Source organism: Ruegeria sp. CDSC051, from assembly GCF_059610665.1.
Genome location: NZ_JBXWOC010000007.1, coordinates 123,184 through 146,205 on the forward strand (window position 1 = coordinate 123,184; position 23,022 = coordinate 146,205).

At 57.6% G+C, this 23,022-nt stretch carries 27 protein-coding genes; 18 read left to right on the forward strand and 9 right to left on the reverse strand.

Annotation, left to right across the window (positions count from 1 at the left end):
- Window positions 1–9: 9 nt before the first annotated feature.
- On the forward strand, window positions 10–1,017 hold the full coding sequence (locus AC2FH0_RS16270) for an NAD(P)H-dependent flavin oxidoreductase (protein ID WP_496789827.1): 1,008 nt from the start codon (window positions 10–12) through the stop codon (window positions 1,015–1,017).
- Here AC2FH0_RS16270 and AC2FH0_RS16275 read toward each other — a convergent pair.
- A complete protein-coding gene (locus tag AC2FH0_RS16275; protein ID WP_496703513.1) occupies window positions 1,014–1,715 on the reverse strand; it encodes a winged helix-turn-helix transcriptional regulator in 702 nt (233 codons plus the stop codon). The genes AC2FH0_RS16270 and AC2FH0_RS16275 overlap by 4 nt on opposite strands.
- A gap of 145 nt (window positions 1,716–1,860) precedes the next feature.
- Between AC2FH0_RS16275 and AC2FH0_RS16280 the strand changes: the two genes are divergently transcribed.
- The 4 genes from AC2FH0_RS16280 to AC2FH0_RS16295 all read left to right on the forward strand — a co-directional run bounded on the left by AC2FH0_RS16280 (window position 1,861) and on the right by AC2FH0_RS16295 (window position 3,725).
- Entirely contained in the window at window positions 1,861–2,421 is a 561-nt protein-coding gene (locus tag AC2FH0_RS16280) for a carboxymuconolactone decarboxylase family protein (RefSeq protein ID WP_496789828.1), read from the forward strand.
- Complete coding sequence (locus tag AC2FH0_RS16285) at window positions 2,418–2,825, forward strand: DUF6632 domain-containing protein (protein ID WP_496789829.1); 408 nt, start codon at window positions 2,418–2,420, stop codon at window positions 2,823–2,825. The genes AC2FH0_RS16280 and AC2FH0_RS16285 overlap by 4 nt, the downstream gene beginning before the upstream one ends.
- The gene (locus tag AC2FH0_RS16290; RefSeq protein WP_496692751.1) at window positions 2,822–3,358 is read left to right on the forward strand and encodes a GNAT family N-acetyltransferase; all 537 of its coding nucleotides are present in this window, start codon (window positions 2,822–2,824) and stop codon (window positions 3,356–3,358) included. Before AC2FH0_RS16285 ends, AC2FH0_RS16290 begins: the two co-directional genes overlap by 4 nt.
- Before the next feature lie 64 nt (window positions 3,359–3,422).
- Window positions 3,423–3,725: a GFA family protein gene (locus AC2FH0_RS16295; RefSeq protein WP_496789830.1), complete on the forward strand. Its 303-nt coding sequence runs from the start codon at window positions 3,423–3,425 to the stop codon at window positions 3,723–3,725.
- On the opposite strand, the gene sfsA is transcribed toward AC2FH0_RS16295, so the two are convergent.
- Window positions 3,650–4,366: a DNA/RNA nuclease SfsA gene (gene sfsA, locus AC2FH0_RS16300; RefSeq protein ID WP_496789833.1), complete on the reverse strand. Its 717-nt coding sequence runs from the start codon at window positions 4,364–4,366 to the stop codon at window positions 3,650–3,652. The genes AC2FH0_RS16295 and sfsA overlap by 76 nt on opposite strands.
- A 49-nt stretch (window positions 4,367–4,415) precedes the next feature.
- Here sfsA and AC2FH0_RS16305 point away from each other — a divergent pair, with 49 nt between their 5' ends.
- Genes AC2FH0_RS16305 through AC2FH0_RS16320 form a run of 4 tightly spaced genes read left to right on the forward strand, consistent with a single transcriptional unit; the run spans window position 4,416 to window position 7,331 of the window.
- Window positions 4,416–5,138 (forward strand): competence/damage-inducible protein A, encoded by a 723-nt coding sequence (locus AC2FH0_RS16305; protein WP_496703584.1) that lies wholly within the window; start codon window positions 4,416–4,418, stop codon window positions 5,136–5,138.
- Window positions 5,135–5,863, forward strand: coding sequence for a GNAT family N-acetyltransferase (locus tag AC2FH0_RS16310; RefSeq protein WP_496714243.1), 729 nt, complete (start codon window positions 5,135–5,137; stop codon window positions 5,861–5,863). The genes AC2FH0_RS16305 and AC2FH0_RS16310 overlap by 4 nt, the downstream gene beginning before the upstream one ends.
- A complete protein-coding gene (locus tag AC2FH0_RS16315; RefSeq protein WP_496692746.1) occupies window positions 5,860–6,432 on the forward strand; it encodes a peroxidase-related enzyme in 573 nt (190 codons plus the stop codon). The genes AC2FH0_RS16310 and AC2FH0_RS16315 overlap by 4 nt, the downstream gene beginning before the upstream one ends.
- Before the next feature lie 29 nt (window positions 6,433–6,461).
- A complete protein-coding gene (locus tag AC2FH0_RS16320) occupies window positions 6,462–7,331 on the forward strand; it encodes an OmpA family protein (protein ID WP_496789834.1) in 870 nt (289 codons plus the stop codon).
- 3 nt (window positions 7,332–7,334) lie between these two features.
- Here AC2FH0_RS16320 and AC2FH0_RS16325 read toward each other — a convergent pair whose 3' ends face one another.
- A complete protein-coding gene (locus AC2FH0_RS16325) occupies window positions 7,335–8,297 on the reverse strand; it encodes a sodium-dependent bicarbonate transport family permease (RefSeq protein WP_496707036.1) in 963 nt (320 codons plus the stop codon).
- A 97-nt stretch (window positions 8,298–8,394) separates the two neighbouring features.
- Between AC2FH0_RS16325 and AC2FH0_RS16330 the strand changes: the two genes are divergently transcribed.
- Window positions 8,395–9,312 carry a hydrogen peroxide-inducible genes activator gene (locus AC2FH0_RS16330; RefSeq protein WP_271952069.1) on the forward strand — a complete coding sequence of 306 codons (918 nt, stop codon included), beginning with the start codon at window positions 8,395–8,397 and terminating at the stop codon, window positions 9,310–9,312.
- A 50-nt stretch (window positions 9,313–9,362) separates the two neighbouring features.
- Here the strand turns inward: AC2FH0_RS16330 and AC2FH0_RS16335 are convergent, their stop codons facing one another.
- Window positions 9,363–10,268, reverse strand: a complete 906-nt coding sequence (locus AC2FH0_RS16335) for a LysR family transcriptional regulator (protein WP_496789836.1) — start codon at window positions 10,266–10,268, stop codon at window positions 9,363–9,365.
- A gap of 228 nt (window positions 10,269–10,496) precedes the next feature.
- On the opposite strand from AC2FH0_RS16335, the gene AC2FH0_RS16340 reads away from it, so the two are divergent.
- Both AC2FH0_RS16340 and AC2FH0_RS16345 read left to right on the forward strand, forming a co-directional pair.
- Window positions 10,497–10,937, forward strand: coding sequence for a DUF4399 domain-containing protein (locus tag AC2FH0_RS16340; RefSeq protein ID WP_281973795.1), 441 nt, complete (start codon window positions 10,497–10,499; stop codon window positions 10,935–10,937).
- A 127-nt stretch (window positions 10,938–11,064) separates the two neighbouring features.
- Window positions 11,065–11,673, forward strand: a complete 609-nt coding sequence (locus tag AC2FH0_RS16345; RefSeq protein ID WP_142639979.1) for a LysE family translocator — start codon at window positions 11,065–11,067, stop codon at window positions 11,671–11,673.
- A gap of 51 nt (window positions 11,674–11,724) precedes the next feature.
- Here the strand turns inward: AC2FH0_RS16345 and AC2FH0_RS16350 are convergent, their stop codons facing one another.
- Window positions 11,725–13,752, reverse strand: coding sequence for an NADPH-dependent 2,4-dienoyl-CoA reductase (locus AC2FH0_RS16350; RefSeq protein ID WP_142639981.1), 2,028 nt, complete (start codon window positions 13,750–13,752; stop codon window positions 11,725–11,727).
- A gap of 138 nt (window positions 13,753–13,890) precedes the next feature.
- Between AC2FH0_RS16350 and AC2FH0_RS16355 the strand changes: the two genes are divergently transcribed.
- Both AC2FH0_RS16355 and trhA read left to right on the forward strand, forming a co-directional pair.
- Entirely contained in the window at window positions 13,891–14,376 is a 486-nt protein-coding gene (locus AC2FH0_RS16355; RefSeq protein WP_496789838.1) for an RNA pyrophosphohydrolase, read from the forward strand.
- Window position 14,377: 1 nt separating this feature from the next.
- Window positions 14,378–15,025: a PAQR family membrane homeostasis protein TrhA gene (trhA, locus tag AC2FH0_RS16360; protein ID WP_496693056.1), complete on the forward strand. Its 648-nt coding sequence runs from the start codon at window positions 14,378–14,380 to the stop codon at window positions 15,023–15,025.
- 56 nt (window positions 15,026–15,081) lie between these two features.
- Here trhA and AC2FH0_RS16365 read toward each other — a convergent pair whose 3' ends face one another.
- The gene (locus AC2FH0_RS16365; RefSeq protein ID WP_496789840.1) at window positions 15,082–16,071 is read right to left on the reverse strand and encodes an adenosine kinase; all 990 of its coding nucleotides are present in this window, start codon (window positions 16,069–16,071) and stop codon (window positions 15,082–15,084) included.
- Complete coding sequence (gene nth / locus AC2FH0_RS16370) at window positions 16,068–16,712, reverse strand: endonuclease III (protein WP_271952085.1); 645 nt, start codon at window positions 16,710–16,712, stop codon at window positions 16,068–16,070. The genes AC2FH0_RS16365 and nth overlap by 4 nt, the downstream gene beginning before the upstream one ends.
- Window positions 16,713–16,949: 237 nt before the next feature.
- Between nth and AC2FH0_RS16375 the strand changes: the two genes are divergently transcribed.
- The 3 genes from AC2FH0_RS16375 (at window position 16,950) to AC2FH0_RS16385 (ending at window position 19,870) form a co-directional block, all read left to right on the forward strand.
- Window positions 16,950–17,966, forward strand: a complete 1,017-nt coding sequence (locus AC2FH0_RS16375; protein WP_496789843.1) for a heme-binding protein — start codon at window positions 16,950–16,952, stop codon at window positions 17,964–17,966.
- A gap of 76 nt (window positions 17,967–18,042) precedes the next feature.
- Window positions 18,043–18,894, forward strand: coding sequence for a bifunctional helix-turn-helix domain-containing protein/methylated-DNA--[protein]-cysteine S-methyltransferase (locus tag AC2FH0_RS16380; protein WP_281973788.1), 852 nt, complete (start codon window positions 18,043–18,045; stop codon window positions 18,892–18,894).
- Window positions 18,895–18,970: 76 nt separating this feature from the next.
- Window positions 18,971–19,870 carry a cation diffusion facilitator family transporter gene (locus AC2FH0_RS16385; protein WP_142639994.1) on the forward strand — a complete coding sequence of 300 codons (900 nt, stop codon included), beginning with the start codon at window positions 18,971–18,973 and terminating at the stop codon, window positions 19,868–19,870.
- Window positions 19,871–19,882: 12 nt separating this feature from the next.
- On the opposite strand, the gene AC2FH0_RS16390 is transcribed toward AC2FH0_RS16385, so the two are convergent.
- Window positions 19,883–21,322 carry an aldehyde dehydrogenase family protein gene (locus AC2FH0_RS16390; RefSeq protein ID WP_496702571.1) on the reverse strand — a complete coding sequence of 480 codons (1,440 nt, stop codon included), beginning with the start codon at window positions 21,320–21,322 and terminating at the stop codon, window positions 19,883–19,885.
- Between the two features lie 207 nt (window positions 21,323–21,529).
- Between AC2FH0_RS16390 and AC2FH0_RS16395 the strand changes: the two genes are divergently transcribed.
- A complete protein-coding gene (locus AC2FH0_RS16395; RefSeq protein ID WP_142639998.1) occupies window positions 21,530–22,180 on the forward strand; it encodes a peroxiredoxin in 651 nt (216 codons plus the stop codon).
- A 71-nt stretch (window positions 22,181–22,251) separates the two neighbouring features.
- On the opposite strand, the gene AC2FH0_RS16400 is transcribed toward AC2FH0_RS16395, so the two are convergent.
- Window positions 22,252–22,983: a glycosyltransferase family 25 protein gene (locus AC2FH0_RS16400; protein ID WP_282027884.1), complete on the reverse strand. Its 732-nt coding sequence runs from the start codon at window positions 22,981–22,983 to the stop codon at window positions 22,252–22,254.
- Window positions 22,984–23,022: the final 39 nt, after the last annotated feature.

Here is a 23,022-nt window from a genome sequence, read left to right on the forward strand (position 1 = left end):
AGTTCAATCATGAACAAGGCGATCAAAACCCGCGCAATTTCGACGGCGTTTACAGATCTGGTTGCGGTTGATCACCCTATCGCGCTGGCCCCCATGGCCGGCGCCGTGGAAAGCGACTTGGCTGCTGCTGTTGGCAATGCAGGCGGCTATCCGATCATGCCCTTCTCGTGGAGCAGCAGAGAGACTATTGAGGCTGAACTTACAAACCTGCGGGCAAAGACCGGCGCGCCATTTGCCGTAAACCTTTGCCTCGACATGCCGCAAGAAGCCCGATTAGAGCTTTGCCTATCGCATCGCCCTCATGCTGTGCATTTCTTCTGGGGGGATGCAGCGCCCTTCGTAAAACAAGTGCATGCCAGCGGGGCATTGGTAATCCAAACCGTCTCGTCTGCGAATGAGGCAAAACGCGCCGTTGATGCGGGCGTTGATGTATTGGTCGCGCAGGGTTGGGAAGCAGGAGGGCATGTTCGTGGGACCGTTGCGACCCTGCCGCTGATCCCGGCCGTCGTGGATGTGGCAGGATCGGTGCCAGTTCTGGCGGCCGGAGGTATCTCGGACGGGCGCGGGTTGGCTGCGGTCCTCTGTTTGGGGGCCAGCGGCGTTGTCATGGGAACTCGTTTTCTGGCAACCCCAGAAAGTGCGGCGCATTCCGAATACATCGCACAGCTTTTAGCGGCCCAGCATTCAGACACAGTCCATGAGACCGATCTTTATAATGTTGGATGGTCAAATGCTGCACATCGCGTGCTGCGTAACGCCATAGCGGATCGTTGGCTAGCAGAGGGTCGCCCCGGCAATCGGGCACGTCACCGGTCCGGTGAAACGGTTGCAATGCGAGGCATCGCACCAATCAAGGCCTATCAATCCACGACACCCCATCATTCGATGACCGGTGAGATTGAAGCGTTATCGATGTGGGCAGGTCAAAGCGTTGGCCTGGTTAACAGCACTGAACCCGCTGGAACGATTATCGACAGTATTACGGCACAGGCCGGCGCTGCGCTAAGATTGTCCTAACGTGCCGCCAAAATCTCTTCGGCATTCGGCAAGCTTGCGAAAATGCAATCGGAAAGCCAGCTTGATATATTACGTGTCAGAGCCGCCGGTCCGATGATCTCCATCGCGCCAGAGGCTTTGGCAGCCTTATAGGTCGTGTGACCCAACCATGCATCCGCCATCGCGCGCACCTTGGTTGTGATGAATACGTCCACGTCCAGACCGGGGTCGGTTGTGCAGACATCAACATTGCCACCTTCAACCGTGATCCACCATTTAGGTTGCTCAGCGAAATCCGTAAACTGGAACAACACGACCGTCCTGCTGCCGGGCAGGTTCTCGGGAACAATACTTCGTTGAAGATAAAGCATCAAAAGCTCGACGTCGTAATCCGCGTCGCTCATAAACGCCTTTGACCATTCCATGCCCCAACTTCCAAGTGCCAGTAGGATTGGCTGCAGCTGCCGGCAGCTTGCGGTTGGTAGGTATTCGTGCCCCCGACCGCCTTGAATACGACGCTTATAGACAAGGTCATATTCCTCGAGCGTGACCAATCTGCGCGTCAAAAGCGTGGGAGAGATCGCGCCCAACCCACGCTGGAGCTCTGAAAAACGTGTGCTGCCCATCAACAGTTCGCGTACAATCAGCATGGTCCATTTTTCGCCCAAGATTTCAGTTGATTTGGCGATGGGGCACCATTGGCCATAGCTGTGCGACATCAAAGTTACTCCAGAAAGTGTAGTAAGGCACTCCAATCGGTATAGTGCTTTGCTCCAATCTGTAAAGCATCGCGTAGGGACGCCGTCAGATAGATCTCATGACATCAAGCAGCCCAACTGCGGATCTGCAAAACAGAGAGTGCTTATGTCCCTATCCATACACACGCCCCAGACAGCGGCCCCACAATCACGTCCGATATTCAACGCGATCACGCAGGCACGTGGCTTTGTTCCTAACGTTTATGCCGTCTATGGCGGTCTTCCTGATGCGATGACCGGGTTTGCCGGGCTGACCGGCGCCTTTGGGAACAGCAGCCTGTCGCCCGCCGAACGCGAGGTGATCCAACTTGCGGTTAGCGTGGCCAACAAGTGCCGCTACTGCGTCGCGGGTCACACAGCTTTTGCTGCTGATGCCGAACTGAGTGACAGCCATGTTCAAGCGATGCGTGCGGGGCGCGACCCTGAAGACGATCGTCTTGGTGCTCTGGCACGGTTTTCCCGGAAACTCACAACAGACCGTGGTCGCGACTGCACCGCAGAATACGCGGGGTTTTTGGCGGCGGGGTATCACCCAGAGCAGGCGTTGGAGGTAATCATAGGCGTTGCAAACAAGACGCTAAGCAACATGACAGCCAACTTACTGGACCTGCCGCTAGACGCGGAATTTGCGCCCTATGCATGGATTCCTAAGGCGGACGCAGCATGAGCCCTCAAAACCGCGCAAAGGGATTAAAGATCGCCTTGGTCCTGTTTGGGTCCATCTGTTTTCTGATCTATCCACTGGCCCTTGTTTGGCCTTCGGGTTGGGTCTGGTATGGTGGCGGAGGTCAGCACTATTTCCAGATGATCTGCGGTATTTACGCGGTTCTGGGATGGTTCCTGATCCGGGCATCCTCAGCCCCGCAAAACCATATGAGTCTGATCAGTTTTGCCATTTGGTCAAGTGTCGTCCACGCAGCGATTATGGCCGCTCAAGTCAGCCGGGACCATATGGAGATCGGTCATTTGGTGGGCGATATCCCAGCCTTGATCATTATGGCTGCGGTGCTTTGGTATCTGTCGCCATGCCGATCAGAGACACACAGAACCAGCGAAGGAACACCCAAATGAAAACCGCAGCTCTGCAGCGCGTGGCCGTCAAGACCGCCCAGACACCCGCTGAAATCGCCGCCATACAAAACATGATGCGCGCCTTGGTTGATTGGTTGTTCGTGCGCCATCACGCCTATCGCGATCTTGTCGCTCGTTATTTCGACCCGGTTGAATTTGAACGAGAGCTCTCAGACCTGCATCGCATATATGGAGCGCCCACAGGAACGCTGTTAATCGCAACCATTGATAAGGAATTCGTTGGGTGTGTCGGACTGCGCGCACTCGATTCAGAAAATTGCGAAATGAAGCGCATGTTCGTCGATCCGAAATTTCACGGGCAAGGCGTAGGTCAGGCTCTTGCAACGCATCTTACCCACCGTGCCCGCGAATTTGGGTACTCAAGAATGTATCTTGATACCGGGCCAGAACAAATTGAGGCACGAGGATTGTATCAAAAGCTCGGTTTTAAGCCGATCAAACCCTATTATGATGTCAGCGAGGAAATGGCGGATTGGCTAACCTTCATGGTCCTGCAACTCGACCCACAATGACTGGATCAAGGTTGGGGACTGACTATGACAGCACTGCGTGTAATGACGCATTTCTCAGATACTCATGGAAGATATCTGCCTGGTCGTGACTGCAGACCCAATGATCGTACATTGTTGTCATTGCCGGATGTGCCAGCGGCAAACAGGCAGCGCATTCGCCGCAATCCCACTTCTTACGGCAGACAATGGGTGTTCAGATCAGGATGGGCCAGCGCCCCGGTTTTCTTGCTCACGCAGAGAATCCCACGTTGCTAGAAGGTCGAATTCACAGGATGGGATCAAAGGGCCTTTTCAACGCTTCTGCATGAACGATTGGCTTTCGGTCACGTTTACCCAAACCCCTTCAGGCGATATCCGTGTGCCGTAGACCAGTTTCTCGACACCCCTAGCTTGGGCCGCCTCGAACGCCGCTGCATAGGTCGGGTCGATATCTGCGGCCAATGCAATTCGCTCACAATCGGTGCGCTGGACCAGATACAGCAGGATTGCGCGATGCCCCTCGTCCACCATAGCTGTCAGTTCCCTTAGATGTTTGGTTCCGCGCGCTGTGACGCTGTCGGGGAATTCGGCCAGACCGGGTTCGCGAGACAGGGTCACGCATTTGACCTCGACATAAGCGTCCTGAAGGCCCGGCTGGGTCAGCAGGAAATCAACGCGGCTGTTCTCGCCGTATTTCACCTCGGGGCGCACAGTTTCATAGATTGCCAGTTCAGGGATCTCCCGCGCGATCAATGCCGCGCGCAACGCCCGGTTCGGGACGGATGTATCCACGCCGGTGAAATGCCCGTTTTCGTGATCGACCAGCCGCCATCCGTATTTCAGCTTTTTCTTCGGGTCGTCATTGGGCTCCAACCATATTTTCTCGCCCGGTTCGGCCAGTCCCATCATCGAGCCGGGATTGGCGCAATGCGCTGTCACCTCGCGCCCGTCCTCAAGCCTGCAATCGGCTAGAAAGCGTTTATAGCGGCGGATCAGGTGGGCGGGGACAAGAGGGGTTTCAAATCGCATGCTTCAGGGCCTATACCTGCCGAAAGGGTCGATCAAGGGGGCGCAGGCCATGCAAAATCCAACCGCAGCCATGCTGGTGATCGGGGATGAAATCCTGTCGGGTCGCACCCGCGACGCAAACATGCATTATCTCGCGCAGGAGCTGACCAAGCAAGGGATCGACCTGAAAGAGGTCCGTGTGGTCAGCGATGACGCCGCTGCAATCGAAGCCGCCGTTCAGGCGTTGTCGGAAAATTTTGATCATGTCTTCACCAGCGGCGGGATTGGACCGACCCATGATGATATCACCGCCGATTGCATCGCCCGTGCCTTTGGCGCGCATATCGACATCCGCGACGATGCCCGCGCTTTGCTTGAAGCGCATTACGAGAAATCCGGGCTGGAACTGAACGCTGCCCGTTTGCGCATGGCGCGCATCCCTGATGGTGCCGCGCTGATCGACAATCCGGTTTCGACCGCGCCAGGCTTTACCATCGGCAATGTTCATGTGATGGCTGGAGTGCCCTCGGTCTTTCAGGCGATGGTAGCGAGTGTATTGCCGGGTCTGACCGGCGGTGTTCCTCTGCTGTCCCAGACCTTGCGGGTGGATCGCGGCGAAGGCGATATCGCCGCCCCCCTTGCGGCACTAGCAGCGGATTTTCAGGATTTGTCCATCGGGTGTTATCCGTTTCAGATCAACGGTGTGTTTGGCGCCAATGTGGTCATTCGCGGAACCGAAGGTGCCCGGATCGACGCGGCCTCAACCCGGTTGGCGAAAGAGCTTGGTCTGTGAGCGTTACCTGGCCTGACGTCGTCGAGGGTACATGGCCATCTGCGCAGCGCCAAAAGCTGGGGCCGTTTCTGGTGCGTCAGGGTCTGGGCGGCGGATCGCGGGTAAGTGCGGCCAATGCGCTGGGGCCTGCCTCGGATGAGGATATTGCGGCGGCCGAGGTCGCGATGCAGGCACTGGGACAAAAGCGCATCTTTTGCCTGTGGCCAGGGGACGAGGCGCTGGATGCGCAGCTTGAAGGCCGGGGCTATTCCGTGTTGGATCCGGTCAATATTTACACCTGCCCGGTTGAGCATCTGACTGATCTTCCGCTCCCCCGCGTAACGGTGTTCTCGATATGGGAGCCGCTGGCAATCATGCGTGAGATCTGGGCCGAGGGCGGGATTGGCCCAGAGCGGCTGGCCGTGATGGCGCGAGCCCCGGGTCCCAAGACCGGCCTGCTGCTTCGCCATAGTGACCAACCTGCTGGTACCGGGTTTGTTGCGATGCACGGGGACGTGGCCATGGTCCACGCACTTGAGATTTTGCCCGCTCATCGCCGTCAGGGCCTGGGCCAATGGGCGATGCGCGCGGCTGCGCTCTGGGCACAGGATCAGGGCGCCGGGACGCTCAGCGTGATTTGCACCAAGGCGAATGCGGGTGCCAATGGCCTTTATCGCGCGCTTGGGATGGAGCTTGCCGGAGAATACCATTACCGTCAGCTGGCTGAAGGAGAGAACCCAAAGTGACCGATCTTACCCTACCCACCGCGCTGAACCTTCCGATGGTGGATCCGCTGCCGCCGGAGACGCAGAAATATTTCGACATTTGCGTCGAAAAGCTGGGTTTTGTGCCCAACGTTCTGCGGGCCTATGCCTTTGACATCGACAAGCTGAACGCGTTCACCGCGATGTATAATGATCTGATGCTAGCGGATAGTGGGTTGTCCAAGCTTGAACGCGAGATGATCGCGGTGGTCGTGTCGGCAATAAACAAGTGTTTCTATTGCCTTGTCGCACATGGGGCGGCTGTCAGGCAGTTGTCGGGTGATCCGCAACTGGGCGAAATGCTGGTCATGAACTACCGGGTTGCGCCTTTGGATCAGCGGCAGCGTGCCATGCTGGATTTCGCGGCCAAAATGACCACCGAAAGCACCAAGATCGAAGAGCCCGACCGACAGGTCCTGCGGGATGCCGGGTTTAGCGACCGCGATATCTGGGACATTGCCAACGTGACCGGCTTTTTCAACATGTCGAACCGTGTTGCAAGCGCGACCGCGATGTCCCCCAACCCCGAGTATCACGCCCAATCAAGATGATCCGCCGTCTCGTTATATTCTTGTTGCTCATGGCATCACCTGTTGTCGGGCAGGAGCTGACGCTTCCTTCGGGTACGCGTTTGGTCAGCGACCGCACAAGCCCGTTGGACAGCTATGACCTGCCCACTGGCTCCTATACTGACGGGACGGTACCGGCGCGCCGGGTTGAAGGACGTGTCGAGCGCTATACCTGGCGGCTGCAGGCCGGGGCGAGCACTACTTTACAGCTGCTGGCCCCTCTGAGGGAGCAGATCAAAGCCCAGGGGTTTGAGGTTCTCTTTGACTGCGAAGCCCGCAGCTGCGGCGGCTTCGATTTTCGCTTTGGAACCGAAGTTGTCCCCACGCCTGACATGTATGTGGCTATCCAGGACTATCGCTTTTTGTCCGCTGCCAAGGGCGACGAAGTCCTGAGCCTGTTGGTCAGCCGAAACCCGCCCGATGGCTATGTGCAGATGATCCGCGTGTCACCTGAAGGGGCCGAAGCCGCGCCTCCGTTGGTGATCGAAGAAGAGGTCGATCAGGCGCAGGGGCTGTTGGCAGAGCTTACACAGGAGGGCCATGTGATTCTGGGTGATCTGCATTTTCGCACGGGCGAAATAACCTTGGGTGAGGGGCCTTTCGGCTCTCTGAAGGAGATTGCGCAGTATTTGTCGGACAATCCCGGAACGCGGCTGGCTCTGGTCGGGCACACGGATGATACTGGCGCACTCGAGGCCAATATTTCGGTCAGCACCGGCCGGGCGCAGACCGTGCGCGCCCGGCTGATCGAGAAATACGGCGTGGCCTCCGACCGGGTCGAGGCGCGGGGGATCGGCTATCTGGCTCCGATCACCTCGAATGCAACGGCCGAAGGTCGCGATTTGAACCGCCGGGTCGAGGCGGTTCTGCTGATCAACTGATCCCTACATCACCCACCACAGGTACAGCGGCAGCCCGATCGTGATGTTGAACGGGAAGGACACACCCAGCGACAGGGTCAGATAGATCCCGGCCTCGGCCTTTGGCAGCGCGATCTTCATCGCCGCGGGCACAGCGATATACGAGGCGGATGCAGACAGGACCATGAACAGGAACAGGCTGCCTTCGGGCAGGCCGATCACCGCCCCGACCACCCAGGCCATCGCAGCGCCGATCAGGGGCATCAGCATTCCAAAGGCAAACAGACCCAGCGAGAGCTTGTCGCGGTTCTTGATCAGGCTGCGCCCCGCGGAAATGCCCATATCCAGCAGGAAAAGGCACAGGATGCCGGTGAAGGGTGTGACGATGAAGGGCGCAATCATCTGCATCCCTTCGCCACCCGTGACCGCGCCGATCAGGAAAGCCCCGGTCAGCAGGACAATCGACCCGTTTGCCAACAGATCGCGCCACAGCCCATTGTCATTGACGCCCTTGCTGCTGGTTTTATGCGCCAGCCAAAGGGCCGAAAGGATGGCGGGAACCTCCATCGCGGCGGCGACAGCAACCATGAAGCCGTCATGATCAAGACCCACCAAATCCAGCAGGCTGGTTGCGGTGACGAAGGTCACGATTGAGATTGATCCATAATGCCCGGCAACAGCCGCCGCATTCAACGCGTCCAGCCGTGTCATGACCCGGAGCAGGCCGAATGCCACAAAGGGGATGACAAAAGACAACGCCACACCGCCTAGCAAAGTCAGGAACAGATCCATGTGGATGCCATGCTCGGCCAGGCTGCTGCCGCCTTTGAAGCCGATGGCCAACAGCAGATACAGCGACATGAACTTGGCTGCCCCACCGGGGATCGACAGATCGCTGCGGGCAAGAGCTGCTAGCAGCCCGAGGACGAAGAAAAGGATGGTTGGGACCAGCAGGTTGCTGGAAAGGGTTTCGATCACGCTGGGCATTTTTGGCTCCTGTCCCGGTAGTGCGGGCTAAGTGCCTTGCCTATATTTGTTATCCAAATATTATCTTTCTAAATTTTGGATAGTTTAAAGCTATGAAATGCGCCCAACACTAAGGCAACTGGAATATATCGTTACGGTCAGCCGACTGGGTCGATTTGGATTGGCAGCTGAGGTTCTGAATGTCAGCCAGCCCAGCCTCTCGGCGCAAATTGCCTCTGTAGAACAAGAACTTGGCCTGCGCATCTTTGATCGTAACCGGGGTGGTGTTCAGGTGACTGCCAAAGGCCAAGAGTTCATCGAGCGCGCCCAGAAGATCCTTGCCGATGTCCGGGATCTGCGCCACGCGATGAGCAGCGAGACACCGGTCTCAGGACGGCTAAGGCTGGGCGTGTTGCCCTCAATCGGGCCCTACCTGCTGCCTCAGGTCATCAAAAAGGTCCATCAGGACCGCCCCGGTCTGCGCATTGTCGTGCGCGAGGAAAACACCCGTGATCTGGAACAAGGGCTGAAATCCGGTCGGTTCGATCTGATCCTGTCCACGCCCGAGGACCATCCGAACACAATCCAGCAGCGCCTGTTCAACGAATCCCTGTGGATCGGGGTCGCTGTGGATGATGTGCTGGCGGGTGATACCCAGGGTGTCACCGCCCAGGATTTGCGCGACCGGCTGATCCTGACCCTGGACCAAAGCCACCGTTTGTCCCGGATCGTCTATGCGCTTGCGGCGGAATGCGGCGGGGTGGTGTCGGATGAATACGAGGGCACCACGCTTGATTCCATCGTGCTGATGGCGGCTTCGGGGGTTGGGGTTGCGGTGTTGCCGGACCTGTATGCAAGACGTCAGGGGATTTACCGCGATGAAGTCCATTTGCGCCCGTTGACCATAACAAATGCCAACCGCGATATCGCGCTTCTTTCCCGCAGAAAAGAAGCTGATCTGCCCGGACAGAATATCCTGATCCAATCCTTGCGTACGGTCGCGCAGAGTATGGGGCTGGCCGTGTTAAGCGAATAAAAAAAGGCCCACACTACTTGTGCGGGCCGTTCAGTTTCCACCGGGAGAAATTACCAGTCCATCGGGCCTTTTTCGTTGAAGGCATCGACGAGGAAATCAATGAATGCCCGCACCTTGGGCTGCGTAAAGCGACCGGGCGGGTAGACGGCATAAACGCCTTGCACTTCATCGGGCAGCGACGGCATTGCGTCGACAACTTCGCCCGACTTCAGCGCGTCGGCATAGAGATAGCTGGGCAGATGCGCGATCCCAAGCCCCGAGACCGCAGCGTTCAACAAGGATTGCCCATCATTCACGCTGAGCCACCCGGCGGTGCGGACCTGACGTTTTTCACCCGAAGGCGCGGTCAGTTTCCACACATTGCCCGAAGACTGGCTGGAATAATGTAACAGCTTGTGTTCGTTCAGGTCGTCGATCTTTTGCGGACGCCCGAATTTCTCGATATAGGTGGGCGCGGCGACCATCCGCTTGACGGTTTCGGTCAGCTTGCGGGCGCGCAATGTGCTGTCTTCCAGCTCACCAATCCGCACGGCAACGTCGAACCCTTCCGAGATCAGCTCAACATAGCGATTGTTCAGCACCATATTCACCGTGATGTCGGGATAGGCAGCTAGAAATCCCGACAGAACCGGAGACAGGTGATTCACGCCGAAATCTGTCGCTACACTGATCCGCAGCAGACCAGAGGGGGCAGATTGCATCGAGGTGACCAGCGCATCAGCCTCGCCCGCGTCATTCAGAACGCGGCGGGCCCGGTCATAATAGGCCAGCCCGATTTCGGTTGGTGACACGCGGCGCGTCGTGCGGTTCAGCAGTCTTGCGCCCAGGCGTGCTTCCAGGCTGGAAACGTGCTTGGACACAGCCGATTTTGAGATGCCCATTTTCTTGGCCGCGTCGGTGAAACCGCCTTGGTCCACCACGTTGGCGAAGGCTTCCATTTCGGTCAGTCGGTCCATTCTTGTTCCCCAGGTGTAGGTTCTTTAACTGATCTTTACGTCAAATCTGGGCGGAAACAGGGCGGACATGGGATAATATCAGGGATTTGAATCGGATCGTTTGCGCTTGGGAAACTCTGAAACAGTGGTTTCCATATGGGCCACAAGCCTTTTGACAACGGGTATCCTCGATTTCGGGCCGAAACATGCTACCATGAGGATGGCAAATTTGTGACAACGGAGAAGATTATGAAAGCTGTTTTAGCTATTGCCGCAACCTGCCTGTCGGCGACATTTGCTCTGGCCGGGGGTGAAACACCATCAAACCCCGAAGCGCAGGTCTATTTTGTGAAATTGTCTGACGGCGACGTTGTCCAATCTCCGGTCACCGTGGTCTTTGGCCTCAGCGGCATGGGGGTCGCGCCGGCGGGTACTGAAAAGGAAAACACCGGGCATCATCATCTGCTGATCGACCGACCGCCTTTGGGGCAGGGAGAGGACGGTGCGGATGAGTTGTCTTATGGTCTGCCCGCGGATGACAATCATATCCATTTTGGCGGCGGTCAGACCGAGGTGACGCTGGAAATGGCTGCAGGCGAACATACGCTTCAGCTAGTGCTGGGCGATGCAGGTCATGTACCGCATTCCACGCCCATCGTGTCTGAGGTGATTACGATAACCGTTGAATAAGCGATAAGAGACTTCTGCTGTTGGTATCCGGCGGGCTTTCAGGAATATCGCCGGGCCACAGTGATGTATGGCGTTTACTTTTCCTTTCGAACCGGAAATTCTGCGTGCTAGGAAAGGGAGGGCTGGGATGTCGACAGAGTTCCTACTGACGTCTCTGATCGTTGTGCTTTTACCGGGCACCGGCGTGATCTATACGCTTGCGGTTGGGTTGGGGCGTGGCTTTTGGGCCAGTTTTGCGGCGGCGATTGGCTGTACCATAGGGATCGTACCTGCTGCGCTGGCCAGTATCGTCGGTCTTGCGGCCCTGCTGCATACCAGCGCGCTGGCCTTTCTGGTGCTAAAATACCTTGGGGTGCTGTATCTGTTTTACATGGCCTGGGGGATCGTCCGGCAAGGCGGAGCATTGGATGTACAGAGCCAGAAACCCGCAAAAGGGTATGTGAAGATTGCAATCACGGGCACCTTGATCAATGTGTTGAACCCCAAGCTATCTTTGTTCTTTCTGGCCTTTCTGCCGCAATTCATTCCCGCCGGTACAGGTGCCGCCGAAGCAGAGCTGATCAAGTTGGCCTTGTCCTTCATGGCCATGACCTTTGTCGTCTTTGTTGGCTATGGCGCTTTCGCTGCGGTGGCACGCGACTATGTGATCCAGCGGCCCACTGTCATGGCTTGGGTCAGGCGCTGTTTCGCCGGGGCCTTTGGGGCATTGGGTGCAAAGCTGGCGCTGGCCGACTGACCCCAATACCAGCAGAGCGATTGGCCCGGTTCTGGACCGGGCCAAGGCAAATCAGAAAGTGGTTGCCAGCCGCGTGCCCTGATTGATGGCCCGTTTGGCGTCCAATTCGGCTGCAACATCCGCGCCGCCGATCACATGTGGGGTGATGCCACGTTCGATCAACGTATCGGCCAGGCTGCGGTCCGAGATCTGGCCCGAGCACAGAACAATCGTATCCACCGCAATTACTGTCGGGTTCTCGCGTGCTTCGCCGAAACTCACATGCAGCCCGTCATCGTCGATCCGCTCATAATTCACGCCACCGACGAAATTGACGTTTTTCATCTTCAGCGTTGCGCGATGAATCCAGCCGGTGGTCTTGCCCAACCCTTTGCCATGGGCTTGCGCCTTGCGCTGCAGCAAAGTCACCTGGCGCGCGGGGGCGGCAGGTTGTGGCCCTTCAGGTGCCAGCCCCGAGCGATGCTCGGCCGGGTCGGTAACGCCCCATTCCTTCATCCAGGCAGGCAAGTCGGTGGTGATGCTGTGGCCTTCTTCCAGCAGGAATTCGGACACGTCAAAGCCAATCCCACCTGCTCCGATCACGGCCACTGATTTGCCAACCGGGGTCTTGTGGCGCAGGACGTCGATATAATCGACGACATTGTCTCGGTCCTGACCAGGGATTTTCGGATCACGCGGAACGACACCGGTGGCAATTACCACCTCGTCATAACCAGTCAGATCGTCGGCGCCCACTTCGCGCTCAAGCACTACCTTAATGCCCAAATCGGCAATCATGGTGCGGTACCATTCGACCAGACCCCAGAATTCCTCTTTGCCCGGAACCTGCTTGGCCATGTTCAACTGGCCGCCGATCTCACGGGCACGGTCAAAAATGGTCACGTCATGGCCACGCTGCGCGGCGGTCATTGCGGTGGACAGGCCTGCCGGGCCCGCCCCTACGATGGCGATTTTCTTCACGCTGTCGGCCTGTGTGATCACCAGTTCGGTTTCGTGACAAGCGCGCGGGTTTACCAGGCACGAGGTCAGTTTGCCCTGGAATGTGTGATCCAGACAGGCCTGGTTGCAAGCGATGCAGGGTGCAATCGTCGCCGCCTCAGCAGCGATGGCTTTGTTGACGAAATCCGCATCTGCCAGCATCGGGCGGGCCAGCGAGACCATGTCGGCGCACCCCGTGGCAAGAACTTCTTCGGCGACCTCCGGCGTGTTAATCCGGTTTGACGTAATGACCGGGATCGAGACCTTGCCCATCAGCTTTTTGGTCACCCAAGCAAAGGCCGCGCGCGGAACGCTGGTGGCAATGGTGGGAATCCGCGCCTCGTGCCAGCCGATGCCGGTGTTGATGATCGTGGCGCCGGCCTGTTCGATCCGCTGCGCCAGTTCCACAACCTCATCATGAGTAGATCCGTTGGGAACCAGGTCAATCATCGACAAGCGGTAGATGATGATGAATTCCGTGCCGACGGCCTCGCGCGTGCGGCGCACGACCTCGATCGGCAGGCGCATCCGGTTCTCGTAAGAGCCACCCCAACGGTCCTCGCGCTTGTTGGTGTGAGTCACCAGAAACTGGTTGAGGAAATACCCTTCGGACCCCATGATCTCGACCCCGTCATAGCCCGCTTTCTGGGCCAGGACCGCGGCGTTCACGATATCGCTGATCTGTTTCTCGATACCCTCTTCGTCCAGCTCGGTCGGCGGGAAAGGAGAGATCGGAGATTTCACTGGGCTGGGTGCGACACATTTCGGCCCGTAGGCATAGCGCCCCGCATGCAGGATCTGCATCGCGATCTTGCCACCGGCCTCATGCACCCGTTGGGTGACGATGGAGTGGTTTGCCACTTCTTTGTCGTTGGTCATCATTGATGCCCCCGGCAGTACCGAACCTTCAAGATTTGGTCCGATCCCACCAGTCACCATCAGCGCCACGCCACCGCGCGCGCGGTCGGCATAGAACTCGGCCACCCGATTCCAATCGCCGGTCTCCTCAAGCCCGGTATGCATCGAGCCCATCAGCACGCGGTTCTTCAGCGTGGTAAAGCCCAGATCCAGCGGGGCCAGCATGTTTGGGTATGCAGTCATCCAGAACTCTCCCTTATAGAATTTGGCTGCCAGATTGACCTTCGCGTCATCTTTGTCACGCGAAACCTAACGTCATACCCTTTGCCTTGGGCCCGCTGCTTGTTACAGACGCTCCAAAGCATGTTTACGAGGCCGCGTATGACCCCCGAAGAGATTGCCAAACTGCCCTACCGCCCCTGCGTCGGGCTGATGTTGATGAATGCCGAGGGTAAGATATTCGTCGGCCAGCGCAACGACCGCCACAAGGACGCCTGGCAGATGCCTCAGGGGGGTGTGGACCAGGGTGAAGACCCGCGCGATGCGGCGCTGCGCGAGCTGTGGGAAGAAACCGGCGTCACGGCAGATCTGGTCGAGATCATCGCCGAGACCGAGGGGTGGTTGCCCTATGATCTGCCGCATGACATCGTGCCGAAGATCTGGAAAGGTCGGTATCGGGGTCAAGAGCAGAAATGGTATCTGATGCGGTTCTCTGGCCGCGACGATCAGATCGACATTCAGACTGAGCATCCCGAATTCACCCACTGGAAATGGCAGAAACCGGGCCAGCTGGTTGCCGAAATCGTGCCGTTCAAACGCGACGTGTATGAACACGTGGTTGCAGCGTTTTCGGATCACCTGAACTGACATGATCCCACAGACCTATCCCAGTCCGGACCCATGCCACCGCCGCGCCGATCTGGTCGTGCATCTTATCGGTCTGGCGTTGATTTTGACCGCTGGCGGAGCGCTGATCCGCAAATCGTACCTGATGCTCGACAGCGGGCTTATTCTTGCGGTTCTGGTTTATGTAGCCTGTGCGTTGGGCTCTAATCTGGCCTCGTGTTTTTATCACTTTTCCCGCTGGCACCAGCGTCGGCAGCTGCTGCGACGCATAGACCATGCCGCAATCTATTCCAGTATCTGCGGCACCTTCACACCCTTTTTCCTGCTGGCCGGTACCGGCTGGACCATGACTTTGCTCTGGTTGTGCTGGGGGCTGACTGTGGTGGCCATCTGGAACAAGATCGCCAACAAGACGGTCAAGTCCCGATGGTCAACAGCATCTTATCTGGGTTTGGGCGCGCTGGGGCTGTGCGCCATACCCGATCTGAAAGATGTCCCCGTTTCAGTCCTGTGGTGCATTCTGGCCGGGGCGGCAAGCTATGTGATCGGAACAGTCTTTTATGCCCGCAAGACACTGCCTTTCCGCTATGCGATTTGGCACGCTTGGGTCAATCTTGGCGGCATATTCATGTTCGTAGGCATCTGGATCGCCATGTTCGTGCAGGGATAACTGTGAGGGGAGGGGCTCTGCCCCCTCCCACATATTATAGGCCAGTCCTGATCCGATTAAAGCAAGCCGCCCTGCTTGAGCAAATCGATCATATCCGCCTTGGGGCGCGGGCCGATATGGCTGATCACCTCACGGGCGCAGACATTGCCCATCTTGGCGCAGGTCTCATAGTCGCGCCCAGTGGCCATGCCAAACAGGAACCCGGCTGCGAATTGGTCGCCTGCGCCGGTGGCGTCGACGGGAACGATTTTTTCCACCGGAATGTCAAAGCGCTGACCTTCATTCAGCACAGTTACCCCGTCGCCTGACCGGGTGCAGACCACCAGATGGCAGATATCGGCGGTTTTCGCCAGTGCATCCTCAAGATCGTCGGTTTCGAACAGGGATTTGATCTCGGCCTCGTTGCCGATCACAAAATCCAGTTCATTTTCGATCAGCAGTAGGAAATCGACCCGGTGCCGTTCAACACAGAACGGGTCAGAAATGGCGATCCCGGCCTTGCCGCCGCCCTTGTGGCAATCCCGTGCGGCCTGAAGGAACGCAGCTTTGCCTTTTTCCTTGTCGAACAAATAGCCTTCAAGGAACATGATCTGGCTGTTACCCGCGACCCCGGCTGACACATCCGCCGAGGAAAGCTCCGAGGAAATCCCCAGATAGGTGTTCATCGACCGTTCACCGTCGGGTGAGACAAAAATCATCGAGCGCGAAGTCGGAAGCTCTCCACCCGGTACGGGCGGATTCACGAAATCCACACCGTCCTCGTGCATCGCCTCTGCGTAGAATCGTCCCAACGCATCATCATGTACGCGTCCGATAAAGGCTGCGCTCAGTCCCAGTGCGCCGGCACCGGCAATCGTGTTAGCAACGGATCCGCCCGGCGTTTGCACGCGGCCTTCCATAGCGGCGTAAAGAAGTTCACCCCGCTCCTGTTCTATCAGCTGCATGATGCCCTTCTCGATGCCCATCAGTTCCAGAAAACTGTCATCGGCCTGAGAGATCACGTCCACAACGGCGTTTCCAATACCGGTGAGCTGGTAGGTTTTCATAGGTTCTTGTCCTCGAATTGGCAGAGATCGCGGATGATACAGGTTCCGCACATAGGTTTGCGTGCTTTGCAGTGATACCGGCCATGCAAGATAAGCCAGTGATGTGCGTGCAGTTGGAAGTCGGTCGGGATGTTATCTTCGATTGCGCGTTCAACCGCATCCACATGTTTTCCCGGACAGATGCCTGTTCGGTTTCCGACACGGAAAATATGCGTATCCACGGCCTGCGCCGGATAGCGCCACCACATGTTCAACACCACATTGGCGGTCTTACGCCCGACGCCCGGCAGCGATTGCAACGCGGCGCGGGAATTGGGAACTTCGCCGTCATACTCTTCGACCAGAATACGGCTGAGCTTGATGACGTTCTTTGCCTTTTGGCGGAATAGACCGATGGTTTTGATATGCTCGATCAGGCCATCTTCGCCCAGGTCCAGCATCTTTTGCGGGGTGTCGGCGGTTTTGAAAAGGGCGCGCGTAGCCTTGTTGACGCCGACATCGGTGGCCTGTGCAGACAGCGCCACCGCTACGACCAGAGTATAGACATTCACATGCTCTAGCTCACCCTCAGGTTCCGGGTCAGCCTGCTGAAAGCGGGTAAAAATCTCTCGGATAGTGTGGTAATCAAGTTGCTTGGCCATGCGGCGACGTATGCACGTATTGCGGCGCAGGGCAAGCCGATGGCTCGGGTAACCACACAAGCAAGAATCTGCTTAGCGGATAGCTGTGGGTTTTGGATTACGTAGGGTAAGCCTGATTCGTGTTATTCTCGCGATGCGCAGCCAATTCTTATTTCAGCGCATTTTTCCCGCATTGGCGGATATTTTATTTAATTATTGAAAGGTTGATCCATGGCGAACCCAGATCTTGCCGCAAAAATGCAGTCCCGTTATCGGTCTGTTGAGCTGGCCCATCAAGGCGACGAAGACCTCGGCCCCCTGAAATTACTGCCCGGAGTTTGGAAGAACGGCGACAGCACGCGCGGACGTGGCTGGAACATGATCGCGCTTCCGTTTGCGACCGAGCCTAGCAGCCGTCTCAACTATCGTCTGCTGGTTAATCAATTCGAGGAAACGCTTCAATTCACGACCGTTGACAAAGCGGTTCCAAACCGCGGGATTGAGCGTCCGAACCCGGCCTCAGGAGACCCGACCATTAACACCGATCAGTTTGTGGTTACGCTGGATTATCAGCAGTCCATCGCGCAGCTCTCGGCTGAAGATCGCCCCGACAGCGGACTGGCGGGACCTGCCGATCTGGCCATCCATCACGAGCCCGGTCTGTTTCTGCATATGACCAATCTGACCACAAACAATCTGAACGTTGCACGTTTGGGAACGGTGCCACATGGCGACTCGTTGTTAGGTCTTGGAGAAGCGAGCGAGATCGATGGACCGCCAACGATTCCGGTGGTCGACGGGCTGCCCGAAGGGGCCACAAAAGACCTGAACAGCGGATATCTTTCGCCCTACAAACATTATCACGATAATCCGTTCAACGGCGTTGTGACCGCCCCGGGGTTCCCAGGCTTCGATCCTGTGCACCCGCATCTATTGCTGGCAGCTGGAATACCGAACAATGTGAAAAAAACTACGATATTGCCGTTCAACACCGCGCTTGAGGATGCCGGGATCGTCAACATTCCGTTTGTTGTCAAACAAGCCAACGCGGCGGTTATGGATTCGATCTTTTGGATCATGGAGCTGGACGAGCCGGGAATTGGCGGTGAACCCAAGCTGCTGATGATGTATCTGCAGAATGTCGGTCTGGATTTCTTCCCACGCTTTGACGGGAAGCCCGGTCTGATCCGCTGGCCGCATGTCAGCATCAACGTCATGGAAAAGGTTGCACCCCCGGAAGAGGCGGCACCCTATACCGTTATCCCGCAGGTCTGAGGGGCAGATAGCGCAAGAATCGGGTCGCACTCTGGTCGGTAACAGGCCATCTTCTGTCTATCGAAGGAGTGCGACCATGAATGTCCAGACCCCAGAAAGCGGCTATCATTATAATGTCATGCGCCGGGCGATTGACCTGATTGATCAGGGTGGAGAGGCCCTGAGTCTTGAGGAACTGGCACAGCAGATGGATATGAGCCCCGCGCATTTCCAGCGCCTGTTCTCACGTTGGACCGGGGTATCGCCCAAGCGGTATCAGCAATATCTGACGCTAGGCCATGCCAAGGCGTTGCTGCGCGAGCGGTTCACGACACTGGAAACCGCTCTGAATGTTGGCCTGTCCGGCAGCGGTCGCCTGCATGATCTGTTCCTGAAATGGGAATCCATGAGCCCCGGCGAATATGCCCGTAGGGGTGCCGGTTTGACCATCTATTGGGGATGGTTTGAATGTCCTTTTGGTCCTGCTTTGGTGATGGGCACCGACAAGGGCATCTGCGGAATGGCCTTTGGGGCCGAAACCGGCGAAGAAAATGCCATGGCGGATATGTTGTCGCGTTGGCCCAATGCCAATTTCGTCGAGGACCCGATGCGCCTGCGGCCCTGGGCGCTCAGTGCATTTGGCGCGGTGAGCGACCGATTGGAACCAACGCCTCTGTATCTGATAGGCTCGCCCCTGCAGATCAAAGTGTGGGAAGCGCTGATGCATATCCCTTCGGGCCAGGTCACAACCTATTCCGAGATCGCGCAACGGGTGGGATCACCGCAAGCTGTGCGCGCCGTCGGGACGGCCGTGGGTCGAAACCCGGTCAGTTGGCTGATCCCTTGCCACCGCGCGCTGCGAAAATCCGGGGGGCTGGGTGGGTATCATTGGGGCCTGCCGGTGAAACGCGCCATGCTGGCCTATGAGGCGGCACAAGCAGACGCTTGATTTCTGATCAGAAAAAGCCATAGGGATCATCGAACAAAGTGATAGACCTGTCCCAAGGTTGCAGGACACCAAAGCGATGATCCAGAAATTTGCCCTGTGGTCGATCCCGATTTCCATCGCGGTTCTGGCCTTGAAACTGTTGGCCTGGTGGCTGACGGGCTCGGTCGCCTTGTTGTCCGATGCGATGGAATCCGTGGTCAATGTGGTCGCGGCCTTGCTGGCGTTCTTTGCGGTTTCGATCGGCGGCAAACCTCCTGACGATAATCACCCCTTTGGGCACAAGAAAGCCGAATACCTGTCTGCTGTTGTCGAAGGTGTGCTGATCGTGCTGGCGGCGCTTCTAATCCTGCGAGAGGCCGTTGCCGCGCTGTCATCGTCGCATCTGGACCAGGCCCCGCTGACCGGGGTGGCAATCAATGTGCTGGCAACCGCTTTGAACGGTGCCTGGGCCTATATGTTGCTGCGGGTCGGGCGGCAGTACGCCTCTCCGGCGCTTGAGGCCAGCGCAAAGCATATCTTTACCGATGTGTTCACCTCGGTGGGCGTTGTCATCGGATTGGTTTTGGCCCTTGCCACCGGCTGGCTGATCCTGGACCCGATCCTGGCCATTCTGGTCGCCCTGAACATTCTGTGGGAGGGATGGAAGGTCATTCGCAAGTCGATTGACGGTCTGATGGACGTGTCCCTTACTGATCCCGAACTGGATGAGGTGCGGAGCATCATCGATGCGAATCTGGGCCGGGCGCTGGAATATCACGACCTGCGGGGCCGTCGATCCGCCAGCATGATCTTTGTCGAGTTCCATCTGGTCGTTGACGGTGGCATGAGCGTGGCGACGGCCCATGATATCTGTGACGATATCGAAGACGCTTTGACCGATCAGTTCCCCGGATCGGTTTTTGTGATTCATCTCGAGCCGGATTCAGAGTCTAAAGGGCCCGGCGCAGATAGCGCACGGGCCCCGAAAACAGGTTAGACGGCAGGTGGGTTACTCGGCAGCCCAGCCGCCGACGGCCTTGACCTCAAGGAAATCCTCCAGCCCCCAGACGCCGCCTTCGCGCCCGTTGCCGGATTGTTTCATGCCGCCGAACGGGGAACCCGCGCTGCGGGATTTGCCATTCATCTCGACCATACCCGACCGCAGAGCGCGGGCCATGCGGTTGGCACGGACGTTATCCTGCGTCTGGACATAGTTGGTCAGCCCATAAGGTGTGTCATTGGCGATTTCGATGGCCTCTTCCTCGGTATCGAAAGGGATCATGGTCAGAACCGGTCCAAAGATCTCTTCGCGGGCGACGGTCATCTGGTTGTTGACGTCGGCAAAGACCGTGGGCCGCACGTAATAGCCCTTGTTCAGCCCTTCGGGCCTGCCAGTGCCACCAGCGACAAGGCGCGCGCCTTCGTCGATACCCTTTTGGATCAGGTCCTGAATCTTGCTCCATTGCAGCTCGTTCACAACCGGGCCGATATGGCGACCTTCTTCCATCGCCGGGCCAACGGTGACACCTTTGGCAATCTCAGCTGCGGTTTCCACCGCCGCGTCATAGATGGGACGCTGAACCAGCATCCGGCTAGGGGCGTTACAGCTTTGACCGGTGTTGTTCATCATGTGCAGCACGCCACGTTTGACGGCCTTTTCATCCGCATCGGCAAAGACCACATTTGCACCCTTGCCGCCCAGTTCCAAATGCACCTTCTTCAGTGTATCGGCTGCGGCTTTGGAAATCGCCGTGCCCGCGCGGGTGGATCCCGTAAAGCTGACCATATCCACATCGGGGTGCGTGGACAGCTGAGATCCGACGCCAACCCCGTCACCGTTGACAAGGTTGAAGACACCGGGCGGGAATCCGGCCTCATCCATCAGCTCAGCAAAGATCATCGCGTTCAGCGGGCTTTGCTCCGAGGGTTTCAGAACCATTGTGCAGCCCGCAATCGCAGCCGCACCGACCTTCAGCGTGACCTGGTTCATTGGCCAATTCCACGGTGTGATCAGGGCGGCGACACCGACGGCCTCATAGATGATTTGGTCGTTGGGAGCGTGATCGCCCAGCGGCCGCTCAAAAGGAAACGCTTTGGCGGCGCGGATGAAATTTGCCAGGTGCCAACTGCCTGCTCCGACTTGCTGGCTACGCGCCATGTCGATCGGGGCGCCCATCTCTAACGACATTGCCTGGGCCAGATCCTCGGACCGTTCGGCATAAAGCGCGATCAGCTTTTCGACCATCGCGATGCGGGTTTCCGCCGGGGTTTCCATCCAGCCGGGCAACGCCGCCTTGGCCGCTGCAACAGCCGCGTCCGTATCGGCCTGATCGCCCAGCGAAATCACGGCACATGGTTCTTCGGTCGAGGGGTTGATGACCTGAAAATCATGCGTAACCGATGGGGCAACCCACTGACCGTTGATGTAAAAATTGCGTTTCTCGATCATGGTGCATCCTCCTGACCATGCGACGGGGATTCTTGGTTCGGCGCCACTGTGTCAGGCCTTCAGGAAACCGGCAAGCGCGATTTGATCAAATGAGATTTTGAGGTCTGGCCTAGGGCTAAAGTGACTTGCTGACTGTTTAACATCGGCGCAAAGTGATTAGGTTCTGAACAACCAACTCGGTTTTGTAATTAGCAAAGGAGATGCTTCATGGGTTTGCGCATCAACGACACAGTCCCCAATTTCACTGCAGAAACGGATCAGGGCACCATTCAGTTCCACGACTGGATTGGGGATAGCTGGGCCATTCTGTTCTCGCACCCAAAGGATTTCACTCCTGTCTGCACCACCGAGTTTTCGGCCGTCGCGCAGCTAAGCGATGAGTGGGCCGCGCGCAACACCAAGGTCCTGGGCGTTTCGGTTGACGGCGTCGAAGACCACAAGAAGTGGAAAAAGGATATCGAGGCCTATGGCAACGCGCATCCCGGTTTTCCAATCATTGCCGATGATGGACTGGCCGTTTCAAAGGCCTTCGACATGCTGCCCGCCGAGGCCTATTTGCCGGACGGGCGTACCCCGGCCGACAGCGCGACCGTGCGGTCGGTCTTTATCATCGGGCCGGACAAGCAACTGAAGCTGTCGATGACCTATCCTATGACTGTGGGACGTAACTTTGCCGAGATTTTGCGTGCACTGGACGGGTTGCAGATGTCGTCGAAAGGCGTGGCTACCCCGGCGAACTGGGTGCCTGGCGAAGACGTAATCATTCCGCCTGCTGTCTCAAACGACGACGCCAAAGCAAAGTTTGGCGAGTTCGAGACCATCTTCCCCTATCTGCGCAAGACCAAGGCGCCGTCGTAAGACGGCCAAGGTCAGGGGGGCTGTCTGCCCCCCATCGCGCCTCGCGGCGCGATTCCCCCCGGAAGGTATTTTCAGCCAGATGAAGCAGGCGGGCGCTGCGGGTGCAGGTGCAGCTTGGCGCGGTAGGCTGCGCGCTTGAACTCTCGGGTTAATTTGTCTGACAGGGGCGGTTTTGTCTGAATGGTCGAGCCGCCGATTTCCTGTGCCACTTCCTGATTTCCGCTGCCTTGCAAGGCGTGAACCGGCTGGTCTGTCAGCCAGTGCATCTGCAAGAAGGTATCGACAGGGCGGTCGATTTGGTCGGTGGTCGCCAAAAGGCGTTCGGCGGCGTTTTTCCCCACCATCTGACATACGCATTGCAGGCCGATCACCTTGGGTAGGATCAGCCGCAGGCCATCTTGTTCTGCCAAGACCTCTGCCGGTACTTCGCGCTGTTTTACGGGGATGCGGATATAGTGATCGGGGGTGGCGATTGAGGCCAGCAACCCAAGCGCCTGTTCCATTCGCGCCCGATCTATGCGCAGGTCATCCTCGGTGATGATGGCCAGGTCGATATCGTCCTCGACCAGCTTGCGCCAGATGCGTCGATGGCTTTCGAACACGCCGATTTCTGCGGGTCGCAAGGGGAATGGGTAATGCGGGCGGTGCAGATTTCCGGAATGCAGTTCGACACCGGAAATCTGGTCAGGGTCGCGGCCATTTACGGCCTCAAACAGTTCAGCATTGGGCAGGGCCGCGCAGAGCTGATCAGCATTGGGACGGCGCGCGGTGCTCGAGGACATATGGATGACAAAGGATCGCATGCCCCGTGCATAGAACACCGCGTCAGGCGGGGAAAGAGC